The organism is Micromonospora sp. NPDC049900 (assembly GCF_044461025.1).
Lineage (GTDB): Bacteria > Actinomycetota > Actinomycetes > Mycobacteriales > Micromonosporaceae > Micromonospora.
The window spans coordinates 849309-862542 of record NZ_JBITKM010000001.1 but is presented as its reverse complement, the minus strand read 5'-3'; the positions used below and the strand labels follow the sequence as shown (position 1 = coordinate 862542).

At 72.3% G+C, this 13234-nt stretch carries 11 protein-coding genes and 2 pseudogenes; 7 read left to right on the top strand and 6 right to left on the bottom strand.

Going from position 1 to position 13234, the window contains the following annotated elements; translation table 11 throughout:
• Positions 1 to 5 precede the first annotated feature (5 nt).
• From mce to ACIBMZ_RS04020, 5 genes are all read left to right on the top strand, one after another.
• A complete protein-coding gene (gene mce, locus ACIBMZ_RS04040) occupies positions 6 to 470 on the top strand; it encodes a methylmalonyl-CoA epimerase (RefSeq protein WP_396690779.1) in 465 nt (154 codons plus the stop codon).
• Between the two features lie 598 nt (positions 471 to 1068).
• A complete protein-coding gene (locus ACIBMZ_RS04035; RefSeq protein WP_396690777.1) occupies positions 1069 to 2337 on the top strand; it encodes a DivIVA domain-containing protein in 1269 nt (422 codons plus the stop codon).
• Positions 2338 to 2513: 176 nt separating this feature from the next.
• Complete coding sequence (locus ACIBMZ_RS04030; protein WP_396690776.1) at positions 2514 to 4745, top strand: hypothetical protein; 2232 nt, start codon at positions 2514 to 2516, stop codon at positions 4743 to 4745.
• Positions 4746 to 5131: 386 nt separating this feature from the next.
• Positions 5132 to 5314 carry a DUF397 domain-containing protein gene (locus ACIBMZ_RS04025; RefSeq protein WP_396690774.1) on the top strand — a complete coding sequence of 61 codons (183 nt, stop codon included), beginning with the start codon at positions 5132 to 5134 and terminating at the stop codon, positions 5312 to 5314.
• Between the two features lie 520 nt (positions 5315 to 5834).
• Positions 5835 to 6914 (top strand): AI-2E family transporter, encoded by a 1080-nt coding sequence (locus ACIBMZ_RS04020; RefSeq protein ID WP_396691018.1) that lies wholly within the window; start codon positions 5835 to 5837, stop codon positions 6912 to 6914.
• A 10-nt stretch (positions 6915 to 6924) separates the two neighbouring features.
• Here the strand turns inward: ACIBMZ_RS04020 and ACIBMZ_RS04015 are convergent, their stop codons facing one another.
• The 6 genes and pseudogenes from ACIBMZ_RS04015 to ACIBMZ_RS03990 form a co-directional block, all read right to left on the bottom strand.
• On the bottom strand, positions 6925 to 7734 hold the full coding sequence (locus ACIBMZ_RS04015) for an alpha/beta hydrolase (protein WP_396690772.1): 810 nt from the start codon (positions 7732 to 7734) through the stop codon (positions 6925 to 6927).
• A 185-nt stretch (positions 7735 to 7919) separates the two neighbouring features.
• The gene (locus ACIBMZ_RS04010) at positions 7920 to 8246 is read right to left on the bottom strand and encodes a hypothetical protein (RefSeq protein WP_396690770.1); all 327 of its coding nucleotides are present in this window, start codon (positions 8244 to 8246) and stop codon (positions 7920 to 7922) included.
• Positions 8247 to 8354: 108 nt separating this feature from the next.
• Positions 8355 to 8669 (bottom strand): 3-hydroxyacyl-CoA dehydrogenase family protein, encoded by a 315-nt coding sequence (locus ACIBMZ_RS04005; RefSeq protein ID WP_396691016.1) that lies wholly within the window; start codon positions 8667 to 8669, stop codon positions 8355 to 8357.
• 45 nt (positions 8670 to 8714) lie between these two features.
• Positions 8715 to 9131: pseudogene (locus ACIBMZ_RS04000) on the bottom strand (3-hydroxyacyl-CoA dehydrogenase family protein); the annotation flags it as partial.
• Positions 9107 to 10124, bottom strand: a pseudogene (locus tag ACIBMZ_RS03995) (3-hydroxybutyryl-CoA dehydrogenase); the annotation flags it as partial. The pseudogenes ACIBMZ_RS04000 and ACIBMZ_RS03995, both read right to left, overlap by 25 nt.
• A gap of 130 nt (positions 10125 to 10254) precedes the next feature.
• A complete protein-coding gene (locus tag ACIBMZ_RS03990; protein ID WP_396690768.1) occupies positions 10255 to 10659 on the bottom strand; it encodes an FHA domain-containing protein in 405 nt (134 codons plus the stop codon).
• Positions 10660 to 10933: 274 nt separating this feature from the next.
• Here ACIBMZ_RS03990 and ACIBMZ_RS03985 point away from each other — a divergent pair, with 274 nt between their 5' ends.
• Both ACIBMZ_RS03985 and ACIBMZ_RS03980 read left to right on the top strand, forming a co-directional pair.
• Entirely contained in the window at positions 10934 to 12430 is a 1497-nt protein-coding gene (locus tag ACIBMZ_RS03985; protein ID WP_396690766.1) for an aldehyde dehydrogenase family protein, read from the top strand.
• A 102-nt stretch (positions 12431 to 12532) separates the two neighbouring features.
• Entirely contained in the window at positions 12533 to 13210 is a 678-nt protein-coding gene (locus ACIBMZ_RS03980; protein ID WP_396690764.1) for a methyltransferase domain-containing protein, read from the top strand.
• Positions 13211 to 13234: the final 24 nt, after the last annotated feature.

The window sequence follows — 13234 nt, the reverse complement described above, 5'->3', positions numbered from 1 at the left end:
GCGTCATGCCTGAGAACTCCCCCGCCGAGCCCGCTGCCGACTATGTCACAGACATCGGTCTACGCCGTATCGACCATGTCGGGATCGCCGTCGCCGACCTCGACGCCGCGATCGACTTCTACCAACGGACGTTCGGCATGCGCTGCGTGCACACCGAGGTCAACGCCGAGCAGGGAGTCCGCGAGGCGATGCTGACGGTCGGGCCGACCGCCGAGGGCGGCTGCGTGCAACTGCTCGCCCCGCTGACCCCGGAGTCGACCATCGGCAGGTTCCTCGACCGCAACGGCCCGGGCGTGCAGCAGGTCGCGTACACCGTGGCCGACATCGACGTGGCCTGTGCGGCGCTGCGCGAGCGAGGCGTACGCCTGCTGTACGACACGCCCCGGCGCGGCACCGCCGACTCCCGGATCAACTTCGTCCACCCCAAGGACGCCGGCGGTGTCCTGATCGAACTCGTCCAACCCGCCTGACGACGCGGCGCCCTCGGGTGCGGTGCGGGTGCGGGTGCGGGTGCGGTGAAAGGAAGGGTCCCCTGCTAACGCCTCGTGCATAGCAGGGGACCCTTCCTAACGCCAAGCACCCCGCACACGCACAGCACGCCGCACACGCGCAGTACCCCGTACACGCGCAGTACCCCGTACCCCGCCGACGCCCAGCACGCCACGCCCGACGCAGCACGCCCCACCCGCAGCGCGCGGCGTCAGCATGCGGTGCACGGGCGCGCAGTTCGTCGACGGGACGACGCGGCTGGCCGGGGACGGCGCGCAGTGACGGGCGGGTACGACGGCTGGCCTCACGGACGAGGCACCGGTGGCCATTCGGTGAACGGCCTTTGGCTTTCCCAGAGGCACGCCGACACCCATTCGAGTGAGCCGGGGCGGCCGGAAACATAAGGACACCGGGCCCCTTTTCCGGGTCACGCTGCGTGCCATCGTGCTCGCCTCGGAGCTGGCAAGATCGCCACTTCCCCCGGCGGTCCGGCACCTCGTCGAGTTGACCATGTAATGAGGACGGCAAAGGGCGGCACGCTCTTGCGAAGGACCCCGGGGGGTCTGCCAGTATGTCCCAATGCCCCAGCAGCAGTCCTCCCCTCTCGCGTTCTTCGATAACGCGAACTCGCAGCCCGATTTCACGGTTGGCCTGCGCGGATACAACACCGGTCAGGTCGACGACTTCATCGGCCGGCTCAACGCCGCACTGAGTCAGGCCAACAAGGACCGCGCCGACGCCGAGCAGGCGCTCAACGACGCCCAGCGTCGGCTCCGGCAGTCCGAGCAGCGGCTCACCGCCCTGGAGCAGAAGCTCACCGACGCCAGCAAGCAGCTCGAGGAGAACAGCCGCCCGACGCTGTCCGGTCTCGGCACCCGGGTCGAGCAGATCCTCCGGCTCGCCGAGGAGCAGGCCAACGACCACCGCAACGAGGCCAAGCGGGAGTCGGAGGGAATCCTCTCCGCCGCCCGCCTCGAAGCGCGGGAGATCACCGACAAGGCCCGCGCCGAGGCCGCCGCGATGAAGGCCAGCGCCGAGCGGGAGGCGGGCAACGTCCGCACCGCCGCCGAGCGCGAGGCGGCCGAGGTGCGCGTACAGGCCCGCCGGGAGGCCGACACGCTGCGCGCCGACGCGGAGCGGGAGACCAAGCAGCTTCGTACGGTGACCGCGCACGAGGTCGCCGAGCTGAAGTCGACCGTCGAGCGGGAGGTGGCCACCCTGCGGGCCACCGCCGAGCGGGAGATCACCCAGCAGCGGGCCAAGGCCGCCCGGGAGGCCGAGGAGAAGCGCGCCGAGGCGACGAAGCTGCTCACCGACGCCCGCGACAAGCGCGACAAGGACCTCCAGGCGCTGGAGCTTCAGCTCGCCGAGCGGCGGGAGAAGGCCGAGCGCGAGGAGTCGGAGCGGCACGCCGCCCAGGTCGCGCAGACCCAGAAGCTGGTCAACGAGGCCGAGCAGCGGGCCCGGGCCGCCCAGGAGCGGGCCAAGGAGATCGAGCAGCGCGCCGAGGCCCGTCGGGTCGAGTCCGAGCGCAACGCGACCGAGACGATCGAGAAGGCCAAGGCGCTCTCCGAGCGGACCCTGAGCGAGGCCCGCGCCGAGTCGCAGCGTCTGCTCAACGAGGCGCGCACCGAGGCCGAGCTGACCACCCAGGCGGCCCGCCGCGAGGTCGAGGACCTCACCCGGCAGAAGGATGCGGTCACCTCGCAGCTCGGGCAGATGCTCTCCGGCCTGGCCGGCATCGTGCCGGGCGTACCGAACAACGCGAGCGCCGCGGCGGCGGAGAAGCCGGCGGCCAAGAAGGCCGACGAGGCCGACGACAAGGTCGCCGCGGAGACCACCAGCTGATCCGGCCGGTCGGGGCATGATCCACGGCGCGGGGTGACACCGGGTGACGGTGCCACCCCGCGCCGCCGTGCTTGTGTGAGACGTGTCGACAGCCACCCGCCGGGGCGCGTGAAGTAGCTCCCAACAGGGGCGTCCGTATCGCCCCCGGAGGGGCCGTTGCGTGTGAGGATGGAAGCATGTCGCACGGCGAGGAACTGTTCTCCCTCGGCGGGGATGTGACCACGGAGCCCAGCTTCGAGTCCGCCCTGCGTGGGTACGAGAAACGGCAGGTCGATCGGTACGTCGCTCGTGCGGAGCACGAGATCGCGGCGTTGGCGGCCGAGCGGGAACAGGCCTACACCCAGATCCACAAGCTGGCCGGTCAGGTCGAGGTGCTCCAGCGCGACCTCGCCCAGGTCCGCAAGCAGATCGGCGTGGTCGACCGGGCCGCCTTCCGGCATCTTGGTCCCCGGGTGGAGCAGATCCTGGCGTTGGCCGAGGAGCAGGCCGAGGACATCCTGGGTGCCGCCCATGAGGAGATCGAGGCGCGCCGGGCCACCGCCGAGCACATCATCGACGAGGCGCGTGCGGAGGCCGCCAAGGCGCTCAAGGATTTCGAGATCGCCTTGGCCACCCGCCGGGCCGAGGAGGAGCGGCAGGCCACCGCCCGCAAGGCGGAGTCAGAGGCCGCCGCCCGGGCCGCCCGCGAGGAGGCCGCCCGGCTGCGCAAGACCGCCCAGGAGGCGCTGGCCAAGGCCGAGCAGGAGGCCGCCCAGCTCCGCGACGCCGCCAAGGAGATCCACACCCGGGCCCAGCAGGAGGCGGCCAAGCTCCGGGAGGCGGCCCGCGAGGTGCACGCCACCGCTCAGCAGGAGGCCACCCAGCTCCGCGACGCGGCCAAGGAGGTGCACGTCAAGGCCCAGCAGGAGGCCAAGCGCCTGGTCGACCAGGCCACCGAGGCCGGTCGCGCCACGCACGCCAAGGCCCAGCAGGAGGCCAAGCAGATCATCGACGACGCCGCCACGGCCGGTCGCGCCACGCGCGACAAGGCCCGCCAGGAGGCCGAGCGGCTGACCACGCAGACGACCGAGGCGGCCCGCCGCACCCGCACGGAGACCGAGGCGTACGCGCAGCGCATGCGCACCGAGACCGAGGCGTACGTGCAGCACGCCCGCAGCCAGGCGCAGCAGGAACTGGGCGCCTGGCGGGCCGGGGTGGAGAAGGAGGTCAACGGCCGGCGGGAGGCGGCGGACCGGGAGCTGGCCGAGCGACGGGCGAGCGCCGAACGCGAGTTCACCAGCCGGCGCGACGAGCTGGAGAAGCAGTTCACGGCCCGCAACGCCGAGCTGAACGAGCAGTTCCAGGGCCGTACCACCGAGCTGGAGTCGGGTTTCGAGACCCGCCGTGCCGAGCTGGAGTCGGCGTACACCACTCGGAAGAACGAGATCGAGCAGGGCGCCGACGCGATCCGGCAGGCCGCCGAGCAGGAGGCCGCCACGGTACGCGCCGAGGCCCAGGAGCGGGCCACCGCGCTGCTGCGTGACGCCGAGACCGAGGCGGCCGAGCAGCGCCGGGAGGCCGACGAGTACGCCACCACCACGCGGCGCGAGGCAGACGAGCACGTCACCAGTACGCGCCGCGAGGCCGACGAGTACATCGCCTCGTCCCGTCGCCAGTTCGAGGAGTACGCCGCCACCACCCAGCAGCACCTGGCCACCACGCAACAGCACCTGGCCGCGACGCAGCAGGAGGCGGCGGCGAGCCGTCAGCAGCTCGCCCAGGTCATGCTGGAGATCGCCAAGGCCCAGCAGCAGCTCGCCGACCTGCGTCAGGAGACCTGGAAGTCCCGGCAGGAGTCCGACGACCTGCAACGCAAGCTGCTCGACCTGCGGCTGACGGCAGCCACCGGCCCCGACGGTCCGGGTGCTCCCGCCTCGGTGGCCGCATCCGCCCCGGCGGCGATGAGTGGCACGGTGGCAGCAGCCCCGGCGATGGCCACCACGGCCGGTTCCGACCCGGCGCCGGTCGCCGTCAACGGCAGCCGCCCGAGCAACAACGTCGTCGGTGCGGCGAGCGGACCGGGTGGCTCAGCCGAGAGCGCTGCCCGGCCCACGACCGCGAACGACGACGACGCGGCGGCGAAGCCAGCGGCCACGGACGACGACGGGCCGGCGACGAAGCCGGTCGCGGAACCGGTCACCACGGTCGAGGACGCCACGGCGAAGCCGGCCACCGAGCCGACCTCGGTCGACGGCAACACGGCGAGCGCCGGTGTGGACGGCGAGCCGACGGTGGCGGCCGTACCCGGCGCGGGCGGACGGGGCGCGACCCCGACGAAGATCACCAGCACCGGCGAGAACGGCAAGCGCCCGACCAAGCCGACCACCGACGAGCGCAGCGCCAAGCCGAGCAAGGTCACCTCGGACTGAGCCGGACGCGGGGCGACGTAGCCCTGCCCCGGCCAGCCGAGGGCCGAACACCGCGCCGCGTCCCGAACTCCGCCTTCCGGCACCCGGTACGGCACCTGCCACCCGGCACCCGATGCCCGCCCCTCAGCGTTCGACACCCGGTGCTCGGCGGTCGACGCTCGGCGGTCACAGTGAGTCGGGGCGGCGGTGCGCGGCCGGTCGACGGGTCCGCGCCCCAGGCGACGGACCGGTCGAACAGCGTCCGATTTCGGGGCCAACCAACGGACCGTAACTTCGACCGACAGCGAGGCGGACCTGGCTACGCTGTTGGCGCGCTGGGAGACGGTGCGCAACGAGGCGCTGTCCCGCCAGCAGTCGATCGAACTCCTCGACAGGGTGGCGAAGTCATGGACCTGAACGGCGCGACCTGGCGCACCGCCAGCCGCAGCGGCAACACCGACTGCGTGGAGGTGGCCGACAACCTGCCCGGCGTGGTCGCGGTCCGTGACAGCAAGGACCGGCAGGGCCCGGTGCTCGCGTTCGCGCCGCAAACCTGGCGCTCGTTCATCCGGCAGGTCAGACAGCACTGAGCCGCTGAGCCCGGCCACCCGCCGCCGCAGACCGAGGTCGGCCAGGACCGCCGCAAACCGCGACCGGGCACGGCCGCCGCAGACCGGTGCCGGGACGTCCCCGGCACCGGACCGGCTCCGACCGAAGGCGGAGATACGTTCTCGGAGCCTCGACCCGCGATCGGACTGACCCGCCGGTGCAGTAGCGTGCCGGTCATGCTGGCCGGCCGGCAGACGCCTGAACGGGTCGTCACGGTTCCGGCAGCAGCGGTCGAGGTCTGAGCGGGGAGGCCGAGTGGCGCAGGACGAGCCGGAGCAGTCCGCAGTGGAGCAGCCGAGGTCCGACGATCCCGGCGCGAAGCGGTCCGCGACGGCACAGCCCCGGGCGGAGCAGTCTCCGCCGGGACGGCACGGGGCCGGGACGACCGGTTCCCACGACGAGCGCGACCCGGCGGCGGTGCACGGCACGACGGACCGGCCGGTGGCGGCCGGGGCCACGCCGGGAAGGTCGGCCACGCGGGCCACGCCGGAGACGTCGGCGGTGGGCCCGGCGCACGATCCGCACCCCGAGGCGGGTCGGTTCGGTACGCCGGGGCGACCGCTACGGCGCAACAGCTTCCTGGTCGGGTTCACCGGTGCGCTCGGCGTGCTGCTCGCGTACGCCGTCTATCTGGGTCTGCGCAACGCGGCCGGGATGGTCGTGCTGGTGGTCATCGCGTTGTTCCTCGCGGTGGGCCTGCACCCGGCGGTGGTCCGCCTGCGGTCGTGGGGGGTGCCGCGCGGCCTGGCCGTGGCGATCGTGGCGCTCGTCGTGGTGGCGCTGCTGAGCGGGGGCGTGCTGGCCCTGGTACCCCCGGTCCTGACCCAGTTGACCCAGTTCCTCGACCAGTTGCCGAGTTACCTGGAGTCGTTGCGCCGCAACGAGACGGTCAACGACCTGGTGGAGCGCTTCGACCTGATGCGGCGGGCGCAGGAGCTGGCCAGTGCGGACGTGGTCGGTCGGGCGCTCGGCGGCGTGCTCGGTGGGGCCCAGTTCCTCTTCGGCACGATCTTCCGGGTGCTCACCGTGCTGGTGCTGACCATCTATTTCCTGGTCTACTTCGACCGGATGCGCGACCTCGCGTACGCCCTGGTGCCGCGCTCGCGCCGGGAGCGGGTGCAACTCATCGGCGACGAGATGTTGACCAAGGTCGGCGCGTACATGGTCGGTGCGCTCTCCATCGCGGTGCTGGCCGGTGTCGCCGCCTTCGTCTTCGCGCTCGCGGTGGGCCTGCCCTATCCGTTCGCGCTGGCCGTGGTCGTGGCGATCACGGATCTCATCCCACAGATCGGCGCGACGCTCGGCGCGGTGGTCGTCAGCCTCGTCGGGTTCGCCACCGATCCGTCCGTCGGCATCGCCTGCGTGGTGTTCTTCGTGATCTATCAGCAGATCGAGAACTACCTGTTCTACCCCAAGATCATGCGCCGGTCGGTGCACGTCAACGAGGTGGCGGCGCTGGTCGCCGCGCTCCTCGGGGTGTCGCTGCTCGGCGTGATCGGCGCGCTGATCGCCATCCCGACGGTGGCCGCGATCCAGATCGTCCTACGCGAGGTGGTGATCCCCCGCCAGGACCGCCGCTGACCGGCGGGGCTCAGTCTGCGCGACGCTGTTCCGGGCCGGTGACCGGGATGTCGGCGAAGGCGGCCACCGTGCGGTCGGCGTACGCGCTGGCGTCGCCGGTCTCCATCGGTCCGTCCCAGGTCGTCGGCAGCGGCACCGACGCCGCCGGGTTGACCCGCCGGACCACCTCGTCCAGCACCGTCTCGGCGTCGCCGACCCAGAGGTGCTTCGCGCCCGGTACCCCGACCACCTCGGCCTGCGGCACTGCGGCGAACCGCTCGCGGGCCTGCTCGGGGCGGAGGTAGTCGTCGAACTCCGGCACCAACGCGGTCAGTGGTCGGCCGAACTCGGCCCAGTGCGCCAGGTCGGCCGGCTCGGAGAAGCGCAGCGGCGGAGAGAGCAGGATCGCGCCGGACACGGCCGGGTCGCCGCCGTACTTGAGCACCAGGTCGGTGCCGAACGACCAGCCCAGCAGCCAGATGTTCGGCAGCTCGTGGAACTCGGCGTACTCGATGGCGGCGGCCACGTCGTACCGCTCGCCGACGGCCGAGTCGAAGCTGCCCTCGCTGGTGCCGCGTACGCTGCTGGTGCCCCGGGTGTTGAACCGCAGCACGGCCAGGTCGGCCAGGGCCGGCAGCCGCCAGGCGGCCTTGCGGAACACGTGGCTGTCCATCATCCCGCCGTGCGTGGGCAGCGGGTGCAGGCAGACCAGGGTGGCCACCGGCTCGCGGTCGACGGGGCGGGCCAGCTCACCGACCAGCCGCAGACCGTCGGCGGTGTGCAGCTCGATGTCCTCCCGGCGGCCGGGCAGGATCGACGACGCGCGAATGGGTGCACTCACCCCTCCATCCTCCCGTCCCACCGTCGTGCTTGCGCGGGCAGGTGACAAAGATCGCCGGAAGGCGGGTACGGATGCCGGACGCCTCAGCGTCTCGGCGCCCGGGCGTCTTCGGCGTCCCAGCGACGGGCGGGGCGGCGCTCGGGCGTCTTGGCGCTCGGGCGTCTTGGCGCTCGGGCGGGCGGCGTTCAGCCGTAGCGGGGGGCGCCGCGACCCCGCTGGACGCCCGGTGCCCGCCGGTCCCGGGCGCGCCAGCAGCCGGTGTGCCAGTGCCGCCGGTCGGTCAGGTCGCCCCGGTCGTCGGCCGGCCAGGCGACCAGGTGCGCCACGCCGGGCCGGATCTCCTGGTCGCAGCCGGGGCAGCGGTACGTCTTGGTGGACCCGCCGCCGCTTATCGCGCGTACCTGCCAGTCGCCGTCCCGCCACTGCTGCACCGAGGCGACCCCGTGCCGGGCACGATCGGCGTCCAGACGCGTGTCGTCGTCACGGCGGGGACGGTTGCGACGAGGGCTCACGTCACCCAGCGTAAAGGCCGTGGGCACGGCGCTTCTCGTCGCCCGGCGGGGGTTGCGTGTAAGGAGGGGACCCTTCCTATACCGCAGGCGTTAGTAAGGTGCCCTTCCTTACATCGAGCGGAAGCCGCGTCCGGTGCGGTCGCCGAGGTGACCGGCGGTCACCAACTGCTCCAGCAGTGGGGCCGGGGCGAAGCCAGGGTCGCGCAGTTCCCCGTACAACCGCCGCTGCACGGCCAGCGCCACGTCCAGGCCGATCGCGTCGAGCAGGGCGAACGGGCCGGTCGGGTAGCCACAGCCGAGCCTCATCGCGTGGTCGACGTCGTCGGTGCCGGCGTAGCCGGCCTCCAGCATCCGCACCGCGTCGTTGAGGTACGGGAACAACAGCGCGTTGACGACGAAACCGGCCCGGTCGTCGCAGACCACCCCGGTCCGTCCCAGGGTGGCGCAGACGGCCCGCGCCGTGTCGACGACCGCCGCCGAGGTCCGGATCGTCCGGACGATCTCCACCACCGGGGTCTCCGCGCCCGGGTGGACGAAGTGCAGGCCCACCACCTCGTCCGGACGCCCGGTCGCCATCGCCAGGTCGATCACCGGCAGCACGGAGGTGGTGGTGGCCAGCACGGCGCCCGGCTTGCAGATCGCGTCCAACTCGGCGAGCAGCGCCGTCTTGGTGTCGAGGTCGTCGGCCACCGCCTCGACCACCAGGTCGGCGTCGGCCAGCTCGGTGCGAGCCGTCGACCAGGTGATCCGGCCGAGGGCGGCGTCGCGGTCGGCTGCACCGAGCCGGTCCTGGGCCGCCTTCTCGTCCAGTAGGCGCCGCACCGCCGCGCCGGCCGTCGCCGGGTCCCCGGATTCGGCGTCGACCGCGACGACCTGGTATCCGGCGGCGGCGAACACCGCGACGAGCCGGTGCGCTGACGCGCCTGCTCCGACCACGCCGACGGTGCGTACCGGGTCGACCGGCTGCGCCGCCGGGGCCGGCGTCCGCGCGTCGGGTACGACGGTGCCGGAGCCGGGCCGCTCATAGGTGTAGAAGCCCCGGCCGGACTTCCGTCCGAGCAGACCGGCGGTCACCATCTGCCGCAGCAGTGGCGCCGGGCTGTGGCGGCGGTCCCGACCACCCCGGCGGTACATGGTGTCCAGGACCTCGTACGACGTGTCCAGCCCGATCAGGTCCATCAGGGCCAGCGGGCCCATCGGCAGTCCGCCGCCGAGCTTCATCGCGGCGTCGACGTCCTCGCGGGTGGCGTACCGGGCCTCGACCATCGTGACGGCGTGGTTGAGGTAGCCGAAGAGCAGCGCGTTGGCGACGAACCCGGCGCGGTCGCCGATGGTGACGTCGACCTTGCCGAGCCGCGCGCAGAGCGCCTCCACGTCGGCCACCACGTCGTCGGCGGTGACGACCGTACGCACGACCTCGACCAGCTTCATCACCGGTGCCGGATTGAAGAAGTGGATACCGATCACCTGTTCGGGCCGGTCGGTGGCGACGGCGATCTCGGTGACGCTCAGCGAGGAGGTGTTGGTGGCGAGGACGGCTCCGGGCTTGCAGATCCGGTCCAGGTCGGCGAAGAGTCGTCGCTTCAGGTCGAGTCGCTCGGGCACCGCCTCGATCACCAGGTCGACCGCGTCCAGCGCGTCCAGCCCGACGGCGAAGGTGACCCGCCCGAGCAACGCGTCCCGGTCGACGGCGGCGAGCCGACCCTTGGCCACCGCCCGGTCCGTCGAGCCGGTCAGCGTGGCCCGACCCCGCTCCAGGGCGTCCCCAGTGATCTCGACGGCCACCACGTCGACACCGTTGCGGGCGAAGACCTCGACGATGCCGGCACCCATGGTGCCCAGACCCACCACACCCACGCTGGTGAACTCGCGCGCCACGCCCGTCCTCCCCTTGTCCGCGTTACCGGCGACCGGACGTTAACGGTCGCTCAGGTCATGCGCGCGAGTCTGCCACGTGGCGTGGGCCTGTCCAGACGCGGTGGGGTTTGTCACCGCGTCCGGGAAGAGGTCAGGAACCGCCGGTGATGGCGGCCGTGGAGGGTGCCGCCGGCAGTGGCAGGGTCGGCCGCCGTTCCTGGCGCGGCACCCCGAAGCTGAATCCCACCGGATCGGTGCGGGCCAACCCGGGATCGAAGAAGCGCAGGTCGGTACGACCGATCCGGATCACGTCGCCGTCGCTGAGCCGGGTCAGCTCGGTGATCCGGCGTTCGTTCACCCAGGTGCCGTTGGTCGAGCCGAGGTCCACCAGGGACACTCCCTCACCGGCCAGCCAGATCTCGGCGTGCCGACGACTCAGATGCGGGTCGTGCACGACGATGTCGACCGCCGGGTCCCGTCCGATCACCTGCGGCTGGCGACGTAGCCGGAATCCGAGCCCGCGCATGGGCCCGGCGGCCACTGTCAGCAGCGGCATCAGTTGCGGATATTCCTCCATGGACAGTCGGACCTCCACCCCGCGCGGCCACCCCCCGCGTCAGCCTGCCACCACCGGGCGGCCACCTTCACCACCCAGCCAGTCACCACCGAGTAACCGGCCGGACACCTTCCGTTCGGCCCTTTCGGTGGACAGGGCGCCGGCCGCCCGGCGGAAACTGCTGCTCAGTCCGATTCAACCATCCGCCGCCCAGCCGGTTCAGCACCGCACCACTCCCCTACCTGTGAGTAATATTCGGGTCTAGACTTCCGCCATGACGGCTCAGCACCGCCCCGGAACCCCCGTGATCGAGGGCGACCTCCTGATCTCGACCAATCCGGCCACCGGTGACGAGGCGGGCCGCGTACCGGTCGCCACCACGGTCGACGTCGAGCGCGCCGTCTCGACCGCCCGGACCGCCGGCCTGTGGTGGGCCGGACTCGGCTTCGACGGGCGGCGGGAGCGGCTGCTGCGCTGGCGGCGACTGCTCGCGCAGCGGATGGAGACGTTGGCGGAGCTGGTCCACGCCGAGGGCGGCAAGCCGGTCGCCGACGCGCTGGTGGAGATCGTGTCCGCCGTCGAGCACGTCGACTGGGCCGCGAACAACGCCCGCCGGGTGCTCGGCGCCCGCCGGGTCCGCTCCCGGCTCATCCTGGCCGAGTTCTCGGCCCACCTGGAGTACCAGCCCTACGGGGTGGTCGGGGTGATCGGGCCGTGGAACTATCCGGTCTTCACCCCCATCGGCTCCGCCGCGTACGCGCTGGCCGCCGGCAACGCGGTGATCCTCAAGCCGAGCGAGTACACCCCGGTCGTCGGCCAGTGGCTGGTCGACACGTTCACCGAGGTGGTGCCCGAGCAGCCGGTGTTCGGCGCGGTGTACGGCCTCGGTGACGTGGGCGCGGCACTGTGCCGGTCCGGGGTCGACAAGCTCGCCTTCACCGGCTCCACGGCGACCGCGAAAAAGGTGATGGCGGCCTGCGCTGAGTCGCTGACCCCGGTGCTGCTGGAGGCCGGCGGCAAGGACGCGATGATCGTCGACACCGACGCCGACCTGGACGCCGCCGCCGAGGCCGCCGTCTGGGGTGCGATGACCAACGCCGGCCAGACCTGCATCGGCATCGAGCGGGTCTACGCGGTGGAGCCGGTCTTCGACGCGTTCCTCGACAAGGTGGTCGAGCGCGCGGGTCGCCTGACCGTGGGCCCGGACGACGCCGACGTCGGCCCGATCACCATGCCCAGCCAGCTCGACGTGATCCGGCGGCACATCGACGACGCGCTGACCCGGGGCGGGCGTGCCGCCCTCGGCGGCCGGGACGCGGTACGGCCGCCGTACGCGTACCCGACCGTGCTGGTGGACGTGCCGGAGGACTCCGCCGCCGTACGCGAGGAGACGTTCGGGCCGACGCTGACCGTCAACCGGGTACGGGACGCGGACGAGGCGCTCGCGCGGGCCAACGCCCTGCCCTACGGCCTGGGTGGCTCGGTCTTCGGGCGGCGTCGGGCGGTGGCGATCGCCCGTCGGCTGCGCTCCGGCATGGCGTCGATCAACTCGGCGCTCACCTTCGCCGGGATGTCCACCCTCCCGTTCGGCGGGGTCGGCGAGTCGGGGTTCGGCCGCATCCACGGCGAGGACGGGCTGCGCGAGTTCGGACGGGCCAAGGCGGTGACCCGCCGCCGGGGCCGGACGCTGCTGCCCTCGACCACGTTCGACCGCACCCCCGCTGACGTGGCCCGACTCGTCAAAGCGGTCAAGATGCTCTACGGCAGGTGAACGCAGGGTCCGGAACCCGCCGCTGTCGGAAGACCGATCATCGTCGGCTTCGATACGGGACAGAGGTTTAGCGTCGGTAGCCGCGACGGTACATTCCGTTAAATGCGCCCCCATCGATTGCGTTTCCATCTCGTGGACAAGGACGGCTCATGGGCCGCGCGGCAACGCCAACGCCGCGCCGAATGGCTGCTCCGGACGTTCCCCCGACTGTCCGAGATGCACGTGATCGACCTTGGTGGACGCCTCGGCACCTGGACCCGGGCGGCGGTCCGACCGGCCCGCGTACACGTGGTCAATCTGGAGCGCCCCGCCGTGGACATGCCCGAGTGGGCCGAGGTCGACCAGGCCGACGCCTGCGACCTGCCGGCCCACCTCACCGCGCGCCGCTACGACCTGGTCTTCTCCAACTCGGTGCTGGAACACGTGGGTGGGCACGAGCGCCGGCTGCGGTTCGCCGAGGCGGTGCACACGCTGGCCGAGCGGCACTGGGTGCAGACGCCGTACCGCTACTTCCCGATCGAGCCGCACTGGATCGCCCCGGGCATGCAGTTCCTGCCGGTACGCCTGCGCACCGCGGTCGCCCGGCGGTGGCCGCTCGGGCACAAGGCCACCCACACCCACGACGCGGCCATCCACCAGGTGCTCTGGACCGAGTTGCTGGACCGGTCCCAGATGCGGCACTACTTCCCGCAGTCCCGCATCCTGGTGGAGCGGGTCGGCGGCCTGCCCAAGTCGCTGATCGCGGTCCGCACCACGATCCCCCGCCAACGCACCGTCTGACCGCGCTCAGGGCCGCCGGACCGG

Bases quoted from the DNA above. Each gene is read 5' to 3' on its own strand.
- mce (WP_396690779.1), top strand. From the start codon at position 6: ATGCCTGAGAACTCCCCCGCCGAGCCCGCTGCCGACTATGTCACAGAC.
- ACIBMZ_RS04035 (WP_396690777.1), top strand. From the start codon at position 1,069: ATGCCCCAGCAGCAGTCCTCCCCTCTCGCGTTCTTCGATAACGCGAAC.
- ACIBMZ_RS04030 (WP_396690776.1), top strand. From the start codon at position 2,514: ATGTCGCACGGCGAGGAACTGTTCTCCCTCGGCGGGGATGTGACCACG.
- ACIBMZ_RS04025 (WP_396690774.1), top strand. From the start codon at position 5,132: ATGGACCTGAACGGCGCGACCTGGCGCACCGCCAGCCGCAGCGGCAAC.
- ACIBMZ_RS03990 (WP_396690768.1), bottom strand. From the start codon at position 10,659: ATGCCGCTGCTGACAGTGGCCGCCGGGCCCATGCGCGGGCTCGGATTC.
- ACIBMZ_RS03985 (WP_396690766.1), top strand. From the start codon at position 10,934: ATGACGGCTCAGCACCGCCCCGGAACCCCCGTGATCGAGGGCGACCTC.
- ACIBMZ_RS03980 (WP_396690764.1), top strand. From the start codon at position 12,533: ATGCGCCCCCATCGATTGCGTTTCCATCTCGTGGACAAGGACGGCTCA.